Origin of the sequence: Vibrio panuliri, from assembly GCF_009938205.1 — a bacterium.
GTDB lineage: Bacteria > Pseudomonadota > Gammaproteobacteria > Enterobacterales > Vibrionaceae > Vibrio > Vibrio panuliri.
The window spans coordinates 1,292,505-1,309,473 of sequence record NZ_AP019654.1 but is presented as its reverse complement, the minus strand read 5'-3'; the positions used below and the strand labels follow the sequence as shown (position 1 = coordinate 1,309,473).

At 46.7% G+C, this 16,969-nt stretch carries 15 protein-coding genes; 6 read left to right on the top strand and 9 right to left on the bottom strand.

The genetic code is table 11. From position 1 onward, the window contains the following. Positions 1-7 precede the first annotated feature (7 nt). Entirely contained in the window at positions 8-973 is a 966-nt protein-coding gene (locus GZK95_RS05950; RefSeq protein ID WP_075709347.1) for a sialic acid TRAP transporter substrate-binding protein SiaP, read from the bottom strand. A 248-nt stretch (positions 974-1,221) separates the two neighbouring features. On the opposite strand from GZK95_RS05950, the gene GZK95_RS05945 reads away from it, so the two are divergent. Genes GZK95_RS05945 through nagA form a run of 3 tightly spaced genes read left to right on the top strand, consistent with a single transcriptional unit; the run spans position 1,222 to position 3,922 of the window. Beyond that, positions 1,222-1,920, top strand: a complete 699-nt coding sequence (locus tag GZK95_RS05945) for a putative N-acetylmannosamine-6-phosphate 2-epimerase (RefSeq protein WP_075709346.1) — start codon at positions 1,222-1,224, stop codon at positions 1,918-1,920. After that, complete coding sequence (locus GZK95_RS05940) at positions 1,920-2,789, top strand: N-acetylmannosamine kinase (protein WP_075714546.1); 870 nt, start codon at positions 1,920-1,922, stop codon at positions 2,787-2,789. The genes GZK95_RS05945 and GZK95_RS05940 overlap by 1 nt, the downstream gene beginning before the upstream one ends. Further along, positions 2,789-3,922: an N-acetylglucosamine-6-phosphate deacetylase gene (gene nagA, locus GZK95_RS05935; RefSeq protein WP_075714548.1), complete on the top strand. Its 1,134-nt coding sequence runs from the start codon at positions 2,789-2,791 to the stop codon at positions 3,920-3,922. Before GZK95_RS05940 ends, nagA begins: the two co-directional genes overlap by 1 nt. 76 nt (positions 3,923-3,998) lie before the next feature. On the opposite strand, the gene GZK95_RS05930 is transcribed toward nagA, so the two are convergent. From GZK95_RS05930 to GZK95_RS05895, 8 genes are all read right to left on the bottom strand, one after another. Continuing rightward, the gene (locus tag GZK95_RS05930; RefSeq protein ID WP_075714550.1) at positions 3,999-5,471 is read right to left on the bottom strand and encodes an efflux transporter outer membrane subunit; all 1,473 of its coding nucleotides are present in this window, start codon (positions 5,469-5,471) and stop codon (positions 3,999-4,001) included. A gap of 15 nt (positions 5,472-5,486) precedes the next feature. Beyond that, positions 5,487-8,567 carry an efflux RND transporter permease subunit gene (locus GZK95_RS05925; RefSeq protein WP_075714552.1) on the bottom strand — a complete coding sequence of 1,027 codons (3,081 nt, stop codon included), beginning with the start codon at positions 8,565-8,567 and terminating at the stop codon, positions 5,487-5,489. A gap of 9 nt (positions 8,568-8,576) precedes the next feature. Continuing rightward, the gene (locus tag GZK95_RS05920; RefSeq protein WP_075709341.1) at positions 8,577-9,659 is read right to left on the bottom strand and encodes an efflux RND transporter periplasmic adaptor subunit; all 1,083 of its coding nucleotides are present in this window, start codon (positions 9,657-9,659) and stop codon (positions 8,577-8,579) included. A gap of 96 nt (positions 9,660-9,755) precedes the next feature. Then, positions 9,756-10,637 carry a LysR family transcriptional regulator gene (locus GZK95_RS05915; RefSeq protein WP_075714554.1) on the bottom strand — a complete coding sequence of 294 codons (882 nt, stop codon included), beginning with the start codon at positions 10,635-10,637 and terminating at the stop codon, positions 9,756-9,758. 89 nt (positions 10,638-10,726) lie between these two features. Beyond that, positions 10,727-11,335, bottom strand: coding sequence for a sugar O-acetyltransferase (locus tag GZK95_RS05910; RefSeq protein ID WP_075714556.1), 609 nt, complete (start codon positions 11,333-11,335; stop codon positions 10,727-10,729). 23 nt (positions 11,336-11,358) lie between these two features. Further along, positions 11,359-11,928, bottom strand: coding sequence for a GNAT family N-acetyltransferase (locus tag GZK95_RS05905; protein ID WP_075714558.1), 570 nt, complete (start codon positions 11,926-11,928; stop codon positions 11,359-11,361). A gap of 215 nt (positions 11,929-12,143) precedes the next feature. Next, positions 12,144-12,848 carry a DUF4336 domain-containing protein gene (locus tag GZK95_RS05900; protein WP_075709337.1) on the bottom strand — a complete coding sequence of 235 codons (705 nt, stop codon included), beginning with the start codon at positions 12,846-12,848 and terminating at the stop codon, positions 12,144-12,146. A gap of 77 nt (positions 12,849-12,925) precedes the next feature. Next, positions 12,926-13,867 (bottom strand): LysR family transcriptional regulator, encoded by a 942-nt coding sequence (locus GZK95_RS05895; protein WP_075709336.1) that lies wholly within the window; start codon positions 13,865-13,867, stop codon positions 12,926-12,928. Between the two features lie 124 nt (positions 13,868-13,991). On the opposite strand from GZK95_RS05895, the gene GZK95_RS05890 reads away from it, so the two are divergent. The 3 genes from GZK95_RS05890 (at position 13,992) to GZK95_RS05880 (ending at position 16,963) form a co-directional block, all read left to right on the top strand. After that, positions 13,992-15,320: an MATE family efflux transporter gene (locus GZK95_RS05890; RefSeq protein ID WP_075714560.1), complete on the top strand. Its 1,329-nt coding sequence runs from the start codon at positions 13,992-13,994 to the stop codon at positions 15,318-15,320. 86 nt (positions 15,321-15,406) lie between these two features. Next, positions 15,407-15,856 (top strand): hypothetical protein, encoded by a 450-nt coding sequence (locus GZK95_RS05885; protein WP_075714562.1) that lies wholly within the window; start codon positions 15,407-15,409, stop codon positions 15,854-15,856. A gap of 177 nt (positions 15,857-16,033) precedes the next feature. Further along, positions 16,034-16,963 (top strand): DUF7916 family protein, encoded by a 930-nt coding sequence (locus GZK95_RS05880; protein WP_075714564.1) that lies wholly within the window; start codon positions 16,034-16,036, stop codon positions 16,961-16,963. The last annotated feature ends 6 nt before the right edge of the window (positions 16,964-16,969 follow it).

Sequence of the window (16,969 nt, the reverse complement as noted above, 5' to 3'; positions counted from 1 at the left end):
CGGCTGCTTACATTGCCGCAAGCTTTTTAACCACTGGTTCACCCAGTTTTTCTTCAAACTCAGTGTACAGAGGCTGCATCGCTTCGCGGAATGGCGCCAAATCAGGGTAAGTGACTTTCACACCTTCTGATTCGAAGAATGACACTAGGTCAGCTTCTTGTTGCTTAACAAACGCAGTGTGTGCTTCACCGGCTTTTGCCACCGCCTTGTTAACAATTTCACGCTGCTCTGGTGTTAAACCTTGCCATGTCGTTTCAGAGATAATCACCATTTGATCGTTCACGATATGGTGTGTCATTGCTAAGTTCGCCTGAACCTCGTAGAACTTCATGGTTTTAATTGCTGGCAATGGGTTTTCTTGACCATCTACTGCGTTGGTTTGCAGTGCTAGGTAAACTTCAGAGAAGGCCATTGGCGTTGGTGATGCGCCAGACAGGCGAGCAAAATTCAAGTTCGCTTTAGCGTTAGGTACACGAAGTTTTAGACCTTTAAAGTCTTCAATGCTATTTAGAGGACGGTTCGATGACGTTTCGCGAGTACCGTTGTACCAAGTATCCAATGCACGCCAGTTAAACTTAGTTAGCATTTCTTCACGAACACCTTGACCAAAGTCAGAGTTAAAGATGGCTTGTAGGTGTTCAAAATCACGCGCTACGTATGGCAGCATCACGGCTTCGGCGCGAGGGATCCATAACCCCATACGACCAAACTCAGCGTAAGTAATATCAAGGTCACCCATTGAGAGTTGCTGAAGCATTGCTCGGTCATCACCCAGCTGTGCACTTGGGTAGATAGCAACTTTCATCTCGCCGTTACTGAGCTCTTCAATGGTATCTGCCATTAGTTTTGCAGAATTATATTCCACTGAACCTACTGATGGTTGCATCCCCATTTTTAAAGTCGTTGCAGCTTGAGCGGATACCGATAGTCCTAAAGCAAGCATAGCGAAAGTAATCTTGTTCATGGCTTTCATAGTGTTCCCTTTTTGTTGTTCTCTACCTAGTTTCACGATTTTCAAAAATTTTTTTATTTTGTTTGAAAATTATTTTCGTTATGAATTATTATGGTGGTGAAGATTATTTTCAAACCAACTTTTTTTGAAATGTGATCGCGGACAAAAATTCGCCAGAGATATGATTTCTACCTGCTTACTCGACGAATTGTGTCAGGCTTTTATCAGCCTACACTCCGCTGTGAAAAGTCTTTTTTGAGAGGCCAAGCGTGAGAACAAATAATTTAAATATCAAGCAGTTAAAAGAGTCACTCCAAGGTCAAACCGTGGTATCAATACAGCCTGTTGTGGGCAGTCCATTAGAAAAGACCGAGATTATCGTCGCAATGGCAATGGCTGCCGAACAAGCCGGAGCCAAAGCATTGCGAATTGAAGGTGTCGATAACGTCAAAGCGGTATCTCAATCGGTCAATATACCGATTATCGGTATCGTAAAACGCGATTTAATCGACAGCCCTGTGCGAATCAGCCCATACATTGAAGATGTCAATGCACTCGCGCAAGCGGGGGCGACCATCATCGCCTTTGATGCCACCAATCGTGCTCGTCCTGTAAACCGTGATGTCATCGCGCAAGCAATTCAAACCACTGGCTGTTTCGCTATGGCAGATTGCTCCAACTTTGAAGATGGCTTGTGGGCAAACGAGCAAGGCGTTGAAATTATCGGCTCAACGCTTTCTGGCTATGTCGGCGGTGAAGAGCCAACCGAACCAGATTTGCAGTTAGTTAAACAGTTTTCTGATGCTGGATTCTTTACTATGGCAGAAGGTCGCTACAACACACCTGAACTGGCTGCACAAGCAATCGCTCATGGTGCAACCGCAGTCACCGTGGGTTCTGCGCTGACGCGTCTGGAAGTGATGATTCAATGGTTTAACTCGCAAACACAAAAGGCAGGAGCATTCTAATGTCGACATTGGCGATTGATATCGGCGGTACAAAAATCGCAATCGGGTTGGTAAAAAACGATGCTATTGTCGAGCGTCGCCAATTTCCGACACCGGTCGTTTCGCAAGCAAATGAGTTTGCACATTCCATACTTGAGCAGGCTGGCACATGGCTTAATGAGGCTCATCGTATAGGTATCTCAACGACAGGATTGGTCTCAGAGCAAGGAATATCTGCCATTAACCCCGATACCCTTGCTTTTCCTGCACCGTTTCCACTAAAACAGGCTTTGGAAAGCCTGACCGGTTTGCCCGTTGCCATGCTCAATGACGCGCAAGCCGCCGCTTGGTATGAATACACAAAACTGACCAATCCGGTCAGTAACATGGCATTTATTACTGTCTCTACTGGCGTCGGTGGCGGCATTATTATTGATGGCAAACTTCACAGCGGACACTCTGGCTTAGCAGGACACGTCGGTCACTTCTCGATTGATCCTAACGGTCCAGCATGCGGTTGTGGTCAAGTGGGTTGTGTGGAAGCCATTGCGTCCGGCACGGCAATCAAACGCTCAAGTGATCAGATATTTGAACCTGCAATCGATAATGTTGAATTGTTCGCACTCGCAAAAACCGACTTGATCGCAGAAGAACTTATTTCCCGTAGCGCAAATGCCATTGCCACTTTATGCTGCAACCTAAAAGCGACGCTGGATCTCGATATCGTCGTGTTAGGAGGAGGTGTTGGACTCGCTGACACCTATTTGCAACGTGTACAACAACATATTCATGCTCGCCCACAAGCATTCCAAGTTCCTGTCGTTGCCGCCCAAGGGGACTACGACGCGTGCTTATTAGGCGCAGCTTATCAGTTTAACGAGGAAGAGTAGTGGTTATGAAAGCTATCTCAGCGCCAAGGCTATTTGACGGAGAGCAGTATCGTTATGATGCTGCGCTGGTATGGAAAGATGGACATATTCATGCCGTCATGCCTATAAGCGAGCTACCAAAAGACATTGAACATCAACACTATGATGAAGGCGTGATCGCCCCAGGCTTTATTGACATTCAAGTCAACGGAGGCGGTGATGTGATGTTTAACAATGATATTAGCTCAAGTGCGATAGAAACCATCTGCCAAGCGCATCGTAAGTATGGTACTGCTTATCTGCTGCCAACACTGATTAGCTCAACGCCAGAGAAGATTGCGAAAGCACTATCCACCGCAGAGCAAGCCGTCAATGAGAAAATAGCGGGCATGCTTGGTGTGCATATTGAAGGTCCTTGGCTCAATGAGGCCAAAAAAGGCGCACATGACGCAACGCTGTTTTACTCGCCGACTGTTGATGACCTTTCCCAGTTCCCTTGGCCGCACAATGCTAAGGTGCTTATTACTGCCGCAACGGAGAAGATGTCACTGGAAGCGCTGCGTTATTTACAACAAGTGGGGGCGATCATTTCCTGTGGCCACAGTAATGCCACCGTTGAACAACTTAGCAACGACAAGCTCGCTGAGGTCAATGGCTTTACTCATTTATTTAACGCTATGTCCCCATTTGAGGGGCGTGAGCCCGGCGTAGTCGGCACAGCGTTGAACAGCGACCATGCTTGGTGCTCGATTATTACCGATGGTATTCACGTTCATCCAAATAGCTTTTTACTCGCTCACCGTGCCAAACCTCAGGGCAAATTGCTCATTGTCACGGATGCCATGGCAACCGTCGGCAGTAAAACCAATCGCTTTGAGTTGGATGGACAAATCATTGAAGTTATCGACAATAAACTTGTCAATGCTGAAGGCAGCCTCGCTGGCGCTCATATTGGAATGGATCAATCGGTTGCCAATGTGATTCGTTGGGGTATTGAAGAGTCGGAAGCGTTGAAGATGGCATCAACCTACCCTGCACTGGCGATGAAGGCGAATGACTTAGGTAAGCTTGCCTCGGGTTATCGTGCAGCAGCGACTGTGCTAAACGCGAACTATCAGACTCAAGCCGTATTGGTGGATGGTAAGCTGTACTAATCACCCAGTGCGCAATTTCAGATAAAAAAAAGCCGCAATATCCACTGATATTGCGGCTTACTATTTTATGCGCAGATTAAATTTGCCAATCTCCACCAAGCGACTTATACACCCCAACCGTCACTTGCGCGGTTTGCAGTTTGGCGGCAACTTGTCGATCAAGCATCAATCGATACTGTCTTTGTGCATCCAGAACCGTCAGATGATCCACTAAACCAGCCCTATACAACGACTTCGCCTTACTTAATGCCACTTCAGAAGATTGTCGCGCATGCTCAATACGCATTTGATTTTCTTGACTACGTCCATATGCAAACAGCATTGAATCAACCTCGGTAATGGCTGAGTTCACGGTATGTTGATAACCAAGCATGGCGCTTTCAAGTCGAGCATCATTGATGTCAACCATTGCTTCTCCTCTGCCACCATCAAAAACATTCCAACTCACACCAACAGAGCCCGCCCAACCAAATGAATCACTACTAAACAAGTCATCAAAGTTGCTCGCCGACAACCCCGGCGCACCGGTTAAGAAAAACTTCGGATAGCGATTGGCAACTGATGCGGCCAACTCTGAGTTAACCGCTGCGATTTCGCGCTCCGCCATACGAATATCTGGGCGTCGCTGCAACAGCTCTGACGGTAACCCTGTTGGAATTACCCCTTGAATTGTTGGCACAGCTTGATCCGTTTCTAGTCGTTTCTCTACCGCATCAAGTGGCTCGGCCAGCAAAGTAGCGATTCGCTGCTTATGTACCTGTTGGGCAATTTCCAACTGAGGAAGCAACGACTCTGTGGCTGCTAACATGGCTTGAGCTTGCGCTAAATCTAAGTCGGAACCATAACCACTTCTGACCACTTTTTTAACCAAATCAAGCGTTTTACGCTGGTCGGCAATATTGTCATTTAGCAGCTCAACTCGCTCTTGCGCGCCTCTAAATTGAATGTAGTTGTGCACCAAATCAGCGGTGAGTAAGGTGTTGAGTCCACTTTGGTAAATTTCTGCTTGCTCAACGCGAATTTGCGCTGCATCCGCTTGATGTCCGATGCGACCAAACAAATCCATTTCCCACATAATTGACGCTCCAACAAACCCGCCATCATGTTGGTTATCAAGCATAACCGCGCTGCCCATTTGTGGAGGCAATGCCGCGACACTGTCACCAATCGGGTTCAGCGCTGGACCGAGCAGCGAATCATTTTTGCTTAACTGATAGTTGTAATAGCCTGCTCCAACATTCACAGTCGGCACCTTAAACGACTCAACCACCGAATGATAACTTCGCGCCATGTTAATCCGTTCAGCGGCCCGTTTTAGCGGGATATTTTGTCGTTGCAGATCACTGACCATTAGGTTCAATGTTTGGTCGTCAAACTGCTGCCACCAATAGTCGCTGCTGTTTAGTTGCTCGCCATCACTGTATAGGTAACTTTCAGCCATAGTAACAGTTGGTTCTTGATAGTCTGGTCCTACAGCACACCCTGATAAGCTGATAATCAGGGCCAATGGAGCCAGTTTTAACGCTTTGCTAAGCTGTTTAGTTTTCATCTTTTGACCCCTTGGCTAAACCGATGTGGAACTGGATTCAAGACGCTTGTCATTGCTCTGTGTTACTTGCTCTGCCTGACTGGATTCACGGTAAGCCAAGCGGTACAAAGCCGGCATAATAAACAGCGATAACACCGTTGCTGCTGCCAATCCACCGATAATGGTCGCTGCCATTTGGTCAAACAGTAAGTCGCTGAGCAATGGAATCATACCCAGTGCCGTAGTCAGTGCACCCATTGAGATCGCCATGGTACGGTTAAGCGTTGCTTGTTTGATCGCATCAGACAATTCTCGACCATTGCTCCGTTCAAGCTCGATTTGGTCCATCAACACGATGCCGTTCTTAATGATCATTCCCATTAAGGTGATCGCACCAATCAACGCCATAAAACCAAATGGCTTATCGAAAGCAAGTAAGGCAAATGTTGCCCCTGTTGCAGCGAGAGGAATCGTGGCAAGAATAATCACCGGTTGCTTAAAGCCGTTAAACATAGCGACCAGAATAATCACCATAATCAGCAATGCTTTAGGTAACTGCTTCATAATGTCCGAAACAGCCTTATGCTCATCATAGTATTCACCACCCCACTCCATGCTGTAGCCAGGTGGTAGCTCAATTGCCTCGATATCGGCTTTGATGGCATTACGAACCAGAGCTGGTGTCGTGCTTCGATCCACACCCGCTTGTGCGGTGATGGTTTTAACTCGGTCACGGCGCCAAATCATGCTCTCTTCAACGCGTAAATCGAAGCCATCAACCACTTGTCCTAATGGCACTGAGTGCAAACCAAGCAACGATTTAACCGGAATGGTTTCTAATGAAGCCATGGTTTGTTCAGTGCTGCGCATTTGAATCGGTATCAGCTCATCATTGAGTTTCATCATACCTAAAGGCAGACCATCGGAAGCACGTTTCATTGCAAACGCAATATCAGTTCGATTAATGCCCGCTTTTCTTGCACGCTCTTGGTTAATAATCGGTTCAAGCACCTTGCTTTGTTGACGCCAATCATCACGCACATACTTCGCATCGGGATGCGCTGCCATAATCACTTTTGCTTGGTCAGCGAGTTGATGCAGCACATTGACGTCAGGGCCGGAAAATCTTGCCTCCACGGCGTATTTGTCCGTCGTAGCAAGCTTTAGTGCTCTAAAGCGCGGACGTGCATCAGGCAATTGTTCTTTTACCCATTGGTCGCCTCGTGCGACTAACGCTGAAATCGCGTGATAGTCAGTGGTGTTGATCAGAATTTGACCGTAAGCAGGATCGAGTGGCTCTGGCTCAACTGTCACAGAAAAGCGCGGAACGCTCGCCCCAATACTACTGGAGATACTGGTGACTTCTGGTTGCTCCAATAGCCACTGCTCAATGCGCTTCATATCAGCCGAAGTTTGCTCTATTTTCGCACCATTCGGTAGCCAGTAGTCAAAAAACACAATGGGACGATCGGACTGAGGAATAAAGTTCACCGATACATATGGAATCAATACCGCCGTCACCGCAATCAAAGGCAGCAGTGAAGTGAGTGCTTTAAGCGGATTATCCACCGTCCAACTGACCATCTTCTTGTAACGCGTTTCTTTTTCACCAGATCCGTTGTTACTTGGTTTGATAAATAACCAACACATCAACAAGGTAAACGTCATCGCCACTAACCACGACAGCAATAACGACGATGCGATGATAGAGAATACGGATGCAGCAAACTCAGCAGCGTCTGTCTGGGAGAACAACACGGGGCTCGCCCCCATAATCGCAATAACTGTTGCACCAAATAGTGGCAGTGCCGTTTCTTTTACCGACTCCAACGCTGCTTGAGTGCGCTCTACGCCCTTGTTCAGTTTGGCGATCATCATGTCCGTGATCACGATGGCGTTGTCCACCAGCATGCCAAGCGCGAGAATAAAAGTACCCAGCGACACGCGATGCAAATCGATCTCATAGATGTTCATATAGATGAGTGTCAGCAGAATCGTCAGTAGCAAACTACCACCCACAATTGCGGCACTCTTAAAGCCCATAAAGATCAGCAGTACAACGAACACGATCGCGACACTTTCTAGCAAGTTGCCAACAAAGTTATCGATAGATTTTGCGACTTCATCTGGCTGATACGCAACAGCAGAAATCTCAACACCAAGCGGTAAGCTGGCTTGATATTGGTCGATGATATCGCGAATTGTGTCACCTAAAGAAACGACGTTAATACCATTAACAGGACTCACCGCCAGTGTCACCGATGGCTCGCCGTTGTAACGGTTCTCCGTCACGGCTGGCGTTTGATAACCCATACGAACATCAGCAACGTCACCAAGGCGCACTAAGCCTGTACCCAACTCACTGACACCTCCTTTAATCACCAAGTTACGAATATCGTCTAACGATTGAAACTGAGTACCTTGATGAACACGAATTCGCTCAGTTCCTGCGTCAAACTTCCCCGCTTCATAAGTCATATTTTGCGCGCTAAGCTGATTCCATACCTGTGCAAATGAGACACCATACTGAGCCAATCGCTCATCAGGCATATCTATATAGACAGTGCGGGGTTGAACGCCATGCAGCTCAACTTTCTTAATCCCATCGACGGTTTTTATCTGGCGCTGTAGCTCTTCAGCATAACGACGCAACTCTTCCGGTTTCGCGTCATGGCTATGAATGGCAAATAGCATTCCGTACACTTCCGAAAACTCGTCTTGCACAATACTAATTTGCGCGGTGCTAGGCAGTTGCAGTTTTACATCATTCACTTTACGACGCAGTAAGTCCCATTGCTGCGGTAACGCCTTTGAATTGAGGCTCTCTTTTAAGTCCACAAACACCATCGACATGCCCGGTCTTGAGATAGAACGTAAGCGATTTAGCTCGCCCATCTCTTGGAGCTTGGTTTCAATGGTATCGGTCACTTGCAGCTCCACTTCTTCTGCCGAAGCCCCCGGGTAGAGCGTAACCACTACCGCGGTTTTAACTGTAAAGCTTGGGTCTTCCAACTTACCCAAATCGAAATAAGAGTAGATCCCCGCAATAATGCTCAACGCGGTAAAGAACATTAAGAACGTTCTTTGACGAATCGCAAATTCAGCCAACTTGATCATGATGCACCTTTATAAACTACGAATTACTAAGTCATCGGCGCGCTGGCCATCAACCAAGAAGTGACTTCCGCTAACCACCACATAGTCGTCCGCGGTCAGTTCACCATTGATGCAGGCTTGGTAGGCATCAAGGGAACGCAACTCAACCGGTGTGCTCACGACCTTATGTTCGCGCACTAAATTGACATGCATCTGCTCTTTACTGCCAACCAATGCAGAATAAGGAACGCAGTAATCTTGCTGGCTGGATCCGATATGGGTGGTAATAGACACAGACTTACCTGGGAACAACTGTGCTGCGCCTTTTTCAATGCGGTAGGTGACGGTGTAGGTTTGCTTAATCAAATGTGGAAGCGGTGCGACTTCAGTGACATAAGCATTGAGTGATTGCTTAGACTGGTACCAAGATACCGAGCCAATTTGCCCAACTTCAAACGACTTAATCAAAGTTTCCGGCACATCAATCTCAACTTCTAACTGCATGTTGTCTTGAATGGTTGCCAATGCCATACCCGGCAGAACTTGCTCGTGGGCTTCGAAGTCAACCCGACCAATAACACCATCAAATGGAGCACGTAATTGGGTGTACGCAAGGGTATCTTCCGCTCGTTGGATGTTCTTCTCCACCACTTTGATCGCTGATAGACTGCGCTCATAGCCACTGATCGCTCGATCTAAATTAACGGAGGCGATCGCATCATCTTGAGTCGCTTGCTTTACTCGTTTTAGTTCCGCTTTGGCTAACTTATGGGCTGATTGAGCTTCGAGCATTTTCGCTTGAAGTTCTTCTAATGCCACTTGATAGTCGTGCGGGTCGAGGCGCGCAATTAAGTCTCCCTTTTTGACCGTATCTCCTTTTGCGACAACAATTTCATCAATGGTTCCGGGTACACGAAATGCAAGCGAAGCTTGCTCTTGTGCAGCGACCGTACCACTGAAATGTTTGGCGTTATTTGGCGTGAACGTGCCCAGTTGAACCACCTGAAGTTTAGTTTGCTCGGTGGTTTTAGTAGCAACGTCTTGTGATTGGTTACAACCTGTTAGGCTCAAAGCGGCCGCACAAGCTATAGCGAGAGTGCTTAATCGATTCATATTCAATAGCTCCATATCTATGGAACTATTTTATTATCGAACAGTGTTCAAATAAGCCGTCTTATGTATGACTTAATGTCACGATTAACGTGACAATCAAGCGAGTTTAGGAATCTCTTGTATCAAATGTTGAATCAGAGCGCGACTGGCAAGATTCAGTGTTCGCGGTTGCGGATAGAGCAGATAACCATGCTCTGCTGTCGCTTTATATTGTTGTAAAATATGGACAAGTCCACCACTTTCAAGCTCTTTAGCCACCAAAATTCGGGGTAAAAATGCGATTCCTCGACCTGACAATGCCGAGTCTTTAATAAACGCGATACTATTTGAAACAAACTTAGAGCTAACTTTAATCTCACCCTCGGCAAACTGCCAGCGGTTGTCTACCTCACCATTCGGCCAGCGAAAACAGAGTGCGGTATGCTCAGCTAATGCTTGAATAGTGTCAGCTAATCCATGCTGGGTAATGTAACTGGGTGCCGCGACGAGACAGCGGTCCAATGGTAAGATCTTACGCGCAATTAAATCCGAATCAATTAATCCACCACCATGAAACGCGATGTCGAGTCCTTGCTGATACATATCGATAAATCCATTCTGTATCACTCGAACATCCAACTCCACGTCAGGGTGTTGATCAATAAAATCAAACAGAATCGGTTGTAGAACGTCGTGAGTCTCAGACAACATGCCTAACTTAATCTTGCCGGATACACGCTCATCTGACTGATTGATCGCGTGACTGGCATGATCAAACAGAGCCAGCGCTTTCAGTAACTCTTGGTGGTAGATTTCACCTTGATTGGTTAAAGAAAGGCTCCGTGTTGTCCGATGAAACAAGGGCACACTGAGTTTGCTCTCTAGCTCGCTGATACGGCGACTAACGTTCGCCCGCGGTAAATCAAGAGCATTTGCGGCGGCGGTGAAACTACCCAGTTCAACCACTTTTACAAACAGTTTTAGATCATCTATTTTCACGCAATTGTCTCTCGATACTCACAAAAGCTCTCTATTGTAGGGAATTATACTCAAGTCGCTAGAGAGAATTGGCATAATTGACTCGTTGGTTAGCTTAACCCCTCATCAAAGCGGCGTTGCTGATGGTAAAACACTTTATCTCGCTCCGAGATTTCTCTTAACACGCGACAAGGATTACCGACTGCGACAACATTGCTGGGTACATCCTTAGTTACAATACTGCCCGCACCAATCACGCTGTTCTCGCCAATGCTCACTCCCGGTAGAACCACCACATTGGCACCTATCCAAACATTATCTTCGATAGTGATCGGAAGATTAAACTGGGCGACATTGCGGCGTCTATCAGGATCAACCGGATGTCCCGCGGTGGTCAGGGTCACATTCGGACCTATCATCACATGATCGCCGATTGAGATAACCGTATCGTCCACTAAGGTGAGATTGAAATTGGCATAGAAGCTGTTGCCAACATAGGTGTTTCGCCCCCAATTGGCGTGCAATGGCGGCTCGATATAACACTCTTTGCCGACACCGCCCAACAAGCGGTGCAACAACTGCTCTTTCTGCGCAACTTGGCTTGGTCGTGAGTGATTAAAGTCATACAGTACCTCTAAACACTCACGTTGCTCAGCAATCAATGACACATCATTGCAATGGTACACTCCTCCTGAGTGCATTTTTTCTCGAGTATCCATACTCTCGCATCCCACCTTTTCGCTTAAAGCACAGAGCCTAACAAAGATCCGACCGTCACGATTTGCTTGTCAATTTTATACAAACAATGACGCCTCAATTCATGCCCCACGTCCACTTTAGGATGATCAAAATCCAAACGCGCATTGACCATACCCAAACGCTTCATCACCATCTGCGAAGGCGTATTAGTGATCGGAGTAAAGGCATAAACTTGCTCAACGCCAAGCACAAAGAAAGCATAACGCAGCGCTTGCTCTGCGGCCTCTGTTGCATACCCTTTTCGCCAATGCTTTTTCACCGTGCGCCAACCAATTTCAATCATCGGAGCACCTGGAATACCACTTTCGCCATCGAGCGCATTTAGCCCGACAAAACCGATAAACTCACCCGTTGCTTTTAGCTCCACAACCCAAAAGCCCCAACCATTCACATCAATTAGCGCTCGCAGTCGATCTGCCAGCTGATGGCTCTCTTGCTCGCTGAGCGTGGCTGGAAAATACTTCATTACTTCCGGGTCTGCACACATCTTGGCAAAATGGGGGTAGTCGTCATCTTCCCATTGTCGGAGTATTAGTCTTTTAGTTTCTAACATGTAGCCTCTTGAATTCGCTGGCTATTGCGCTAAACAATCGCCCTTAGCCAGATAAAATGCCTAATGGTCCTAAACTATTTTATCAGTCGAGCGAAACGCTTTTATGCTTTGGTGTTGAGAAAAGGGATGCTCAACGCATATTTAGTAAAATAACCCGATTAACAGCCGATCATTCTCTCTAAATTGAACAATGTTCGATCATACAAATGGATGAATTAGCTTTGTTTTTCCAACGAGCCTAACCAACTAAACGACCGGCAAAGAAAAGCCTTAGCATCATTTTCGATCACGGTTCCATGCGCCAATATTACACGCTGTGGTTGCCAAGAGAGAATCGTCAACATATGTTCACGCGCTGTTTGCTTGTTGAACTGAAAAGTCAGCCGCCAATCCAGTGGCATCTTTCCATTTGGTGCCAGTATTCCAACCACCTTCGCGATGTTTCGTTGCAGCGGCTTAAAATGTTGCGGCTCAAAGTTTTCTATCAAATCTGTGACGATCAATGTCTGAGTTGCTTTATGGAAGAACACGCTTTCTTCCATCACCGATGAGCCGGTAAATAGCAAGTGTGAGATTTCCTCATCCCAAGGCAGTTCACTTGACTGCGCTAAGCAGTTTTCAAAGTAAAGATCCTGACGCTTTTTCACCACTTGCGCGGTACCAAAAGTCTTTGCTGTTGGGAACGCTTGCTGCCATTGGGCTATAAACAGATGGTGTAGATGATTTGGCGCAATAAGGTAAGCCACCTCTCCTAGCGACTCAACCTGTTGTTGTAGTTCGGCAGAGAGTTCGATTGGGCTATGCACCCAAAGTTTTTGGTTGGCAAGGCGCACTATCGTCATTCGAGTTGAGAACGGAAAACCTAAAAAAGTGACGTTTCCACCATTAAAAATCCATATATTATCTGCTAACGCTATCATCACTTCCCTCCCTGAACTTGATGACTATGAATGTTACCTTAAACCCAAGACTATAACTGGGTTGCATATCTATTTTCTCAGCCGAGATGCCATTGATGTTTTGTCGCTAATGCGTTTAAGCGAGCTAAATCACTGGCAAATACACCTTGCAACCATGCCAACAAATCATTCGCGATATCGCTTTTCTGTGGCAAATAAGCAAAGTACTGCCAAGCACTTGAACGAACTGGCGTGCAATCAGGGGTGCACAAAAAGCCACGTTCGAGCTCAGGTAAAACAAGCAGTAAGTCGGTCACCGTTGCACCGTGTCCGGCAAGACAAGCACTAATCGCCAAATCTAAGCTAACAAATGAGGTATCCCTACTCGGCCTTACACCTCGATCTTCCTCTTGTGACAACCAGTAGCGCCAGTCGAGGTGATCATCGGTTGCATGCAAGCGTGGCATGGCAAGCATCTCTTGCAAACTTAATACTGATAAGCCTTCTCCTGAGGCGTAAACAGGCGCCATATACTCATCACGTAAAAAAGTCGCTTTGGGATGACCACGATATAACTCGGGTTGGCGAGTATTAATTATCGCAAGGTCACTTTGCTCGCGAGAGAGATCCCAATCACCTTCAAGTAATGGAATAATCACAATTTCATAATCAGGATAACGCTCGTTCAATTCACGTACTCGAGGAATAAGTATGCGAGTGGCAAAACTGATGGCACTTTTGATCACCAAACGCTTTTTCTCCGGTTGTGACCATTTTTCTAATAAGGTTTGCAATTCAAGGTAGTTACTGCGCAGTACCTCAAACAAAGCAATGCCTTTGTCACTTAACTCAATCGCTCGGTGTTTACGAATGATCAGCGTCGCGTTCAGCTCCTGCTCCAGAGCCTTGATTTGACGACTCACCGCACTTTGAGTGACATTCAACTCTTGCGCGGCTTGAGTAAAACTGAGCAATCTCGCCACCGATTCAAACACTTTTAAACTATTATGGCTAAACGGCAAATTAGGGTACGCTTTCACTCGACTTCTCACATAACTTCAGTTCATGCCAGAGTGACATATTAATCATTTGATCGCCATACAAATTCAGCGTTTAATTGGCGCAAATTAACGATTCTTTTTAATTACTCCAACCTGAGCAATCATGAGAAAAATACTCTCTTTAGCATTCCCCCTTATCATCTCTCAACTTATTGCTATGGCACTGGTTTTGACTGACGTTTGGATGATGTCACGCTTAAGTATGTCAGCCCTTGCCGCTGGAGGCCTCGGCGCTGCTATCTTTAGCTTCGTGTTTATTGTCGCAAGTAGCACAGTAGGTTGTGTCGCAAACTTAGTCGCTATCGCTTACGGTCAACGAGTTGCGAGACCCGAGTTTGGCAACCAACAAATTCGTTATGCGATCAAAGGTGCTGTGTTACTTGCAGTAATTCTATCTGCACTTCTTGTCAGTTGTTTTTCATTTGCGCCGCATCTGTTGCGTGTCGCGCAACAACCGGAGCAAGTGATCGCGCCAGCAATGCAATACGTGAATGCGTTGAAGTGGACAATGTTGCCGGCGTTACTGTTGCTAATTCTTCGAGGGTTAACCAGTGCTTTTGGCAATGTTCGTTCAATTTTGGTGATGTCTGTCGCCAACATTTTACTCAACATTCCAATTAGTTACCTACTTGCCTTTAAGTTTAACTTGGGCTTAAGCGGCCTCGGCGCTGGTACGGCACTCTCATCTTTAATTGTGATGCTAGGCTATGGGTACTGGGTGTTTAATCGCGCTGAATTTACTGAGTTTGCACCGTGGAAAAACCTCAACGAGTACTCGTTATCACTGGTGACTCCATTGCTCGCGATGGGTTTGCCTATCGGCATTGCGGCGCTGTTAGAACATGGTCTAATTTACGGTGGCACTCTGATGGCCGGTACCGTGGGCGTTGCCGCCCTCGCTCTACACCAAATACTGCTGCAATGTTTGAGCTTCACATGGAATATCAACTTTGGTTTTTCACAAGCCGCAGCGATATTAGTTGGGCAGGATTACGGTGCTGAGAACTATTCAGGTATCAGACAGACCGCCATGCGTAGCTTTGCTATCACCACCGTAATCAGCATCGTACTCGCTGGTGGGTTTATCCTGTGGCCAGAGTTTATTGCCGCTATTTTTAACCTTGATGGACAACTAACGGAACTTCTCACTTCGGTCCTTTGGGTCGTGGCGTTAGCCTTTGTTGTCGATGCTTGGCAGCTATTAGCGATTAATCTGCTTCGCGGTATGAAAATCGTACTTGCCCCTACCGTTATGACCGCGATTGGCTATTGGGCGTTTGGTATCCCGGCGGCATGGCTACTGCTAAAACAGTATCAGCTTGGTGGAATCTGGGCAGGTATTGGTATTGGTTTGGCTGTCACCGGTATTTTATTGCTCGCCCAGTTGATCGTCTCAATCAAAAAGCAGATGTTGCAACCACTACCCGCCTAACTTCACGACAAGCCGCGAGTCACTCTGGTTCGCGGCGCCACAATGTCGCATAATCACTGCCCAACACTTTTTCATTCACCTTTTATATGACCGATATTGATATTGAGTTTGAACATTTAATGCTAGAAATCCACGCAAGACGTTGGTCGATGGTTGAGCGGTTTCTATTCAGCTATTTCTGCTTTCGACAGGGCTTTTTATCTAAGGCCGGAAAACCAGACTGGCAAACAGCGCGTGATCAATCTCCTCAGTCTGTCACGCTAAGGTCACTTAAGCTGGCAGAACTTGAGCCAGTGGTTCCACATCAAGCAATCATTGGCGAGCTAAAACGTTACGAACGTGACGGTGAACTCACCAGACAAACAGTACAACGGATCTTAGATAGTCTGCTGCACTACGTCGTTATTTCCAAAACCGAGCAGCGAGTACTCAAGCTAGCAGGACTCGCCGATGCCATGCCCCCAGAGTGGTATCAATCCGGTGCAAAAGAGCCTTACGCTCGTTTTAAGAAGCTCGGTATTCAGTTCAATCTGTAGCACACAGTTACAACATGATATTTTGATTGTTCTAAAAGTTAGCCACGAAAACAGTGCTAGCTGCGTCTAAAATAGCATGTTTGCTCGGTTTTTATTGCCCAACTCTTGCTAACATTCTGCCCATCTTTTCTTTGCTCAAGCTGTTCAAACTCAGCTAAGCCGTATTGAGGTGTGGTTATGACCAAACGTTATTTAGACTGTTCTGCTTCTGATATTGCTCTTCTCCAAGGACAAACTTTGTTAGATTCCCTACGTATAAGTGAGGGGCGCATTTTAATGGCTGAAACAATCGGTGCATTACAACCGATGTTGGTATCAGTGAGTAACGCAGAGCTAGCGGCGAGCCAAAGTGCAGACTTGTTACTACTCAACTTGTTTGACGCTGACCAACCTGAAATCAAAGGTATGCCTGACGCTATCCCTGCCCAAGAACTTCTTAAAGAGTTAGCAAGATATACAGGGCGTGCGGTTGGCGTGAACTTAGAAGCGGTTGCACCAGACTACCAACAAAGCCATCAAGACTTTTGGCAAGTCTCTCCGGGTCGCTTAGCAACGGGAGAAAACGCACAAAAGCTTTATGAGATGGGAGCTCGCTTTATCACAATCACCGGTAACCCGGGCAATGGCGTAAGCAATGAAGCCATTTCTCATAGTTTGCGCTCAATCCGCGCCGCAGTGGGTAAACAAATGGTATTGATTGCAGGCAAAATGCATGCTGCTGGTATTTTGCGCTCTGGCAGCGAAAAGATCATCACAAAAGCCGATGTCAAAGAGTTTGCCGACAATGGTGTTGATATTGTGTTAGTGCCTGCACCAGGTACTATCGCTGGAATAAGCCAAGAGTATGTCGCTGAATTGATCGATTATGCGCACGAATTAGGCATTATGGCGATGACAGCCATCGGCACCTCACAAGAAGGGGCAAGTGTCGAAACTATCCGTCAAATTGCTTTGATGAGTAAAATGGCAGGAGCAGATTTGCATCATATTGGCGATACGGGGTGTGCGATCGGCATCGCGGTACCGGAAAACATTCGCGAATACAGCATTGCGATTCGAGGGGTGCGCCATACTTATGCGCGTATGGCGCGGTCAATCTGCCGCTAGACCTGA

Coding starts and splice junctions, on each gene's coding strand:
- GZK95_RS05940 (WP_075714546.1), top strand. CDS start 1,920: ATGTCGACATTGGCGATTGATATCGGCGGTACAAAAATCGCAATCGGG.
- GZK95_RS05950 (WP_075709347.1), bottom strand. CDS start 973: ATGAAAGCCATGAACAAGATTACTTTCGCTATGCTTGCTTTAGGACTA.
- GZK95_RS05925 (WP_075714552.1), bottom strand. CDS start 8,567: ATGATCAAGTTGGCTGAATTTGCGATTCGTCAAAGAACGTTCTTAATG.
- GZK95_RS05905 (WP_075714558.1), bottom strand. CDS start 11,928: ATGTTAGAAACTAAAAGACTAATACTCCGACAATGGGAAGATGACGAC.
- GZK95_RS05880 (WP_075714564.1), top strand. CDS start 16,034: ATGACCAAACGTTATTTAGACTGTTCTGCTTCTGATATTGCTCTTCTC.
- GZK95_RS05930 (WP_075714550.1), bottom strand. CDS start 5,471: ATGAAAACTAAACAGCTTAGCAAAGCGTTAAAACTGGCTCCATTGGCC.
- GZK95_RS05910 (WP_075714556.1), bottom strand. CDS start 11,335: ATGGATACTCGAGAAAAAATGCACTCAGGAGGAGTGTACCATTGCAAT.
- GZK95_RS05885 (WP_075714562.1), top strand. CDS start 15,407: ATGACCGATATTGATATTGAGTTTGAACATTTAATGCTAGAAATCCAC.
- GZK95_RS05890 (WP_075714560.1), top strand. CDS start 13,992: ATGAGAAAAATACTCTCTTTAGCATTCCCCCTTATCATCTCTCAACTT.
- GZK95_RS05920 (WP_075709341.1), bottom strand. CDS start 9,659: ATGAATCGATTAAGCACTCTCGCTATAGCTTGTGCGGCCGCTTTGAGC.
- GZK95_RS05900 (WP_075709337.1), bottom strand. CDS start 12,848: ATGATAGCGTTAGCAGATAATATATGGATTTTTAATGGTGGAAACGTC.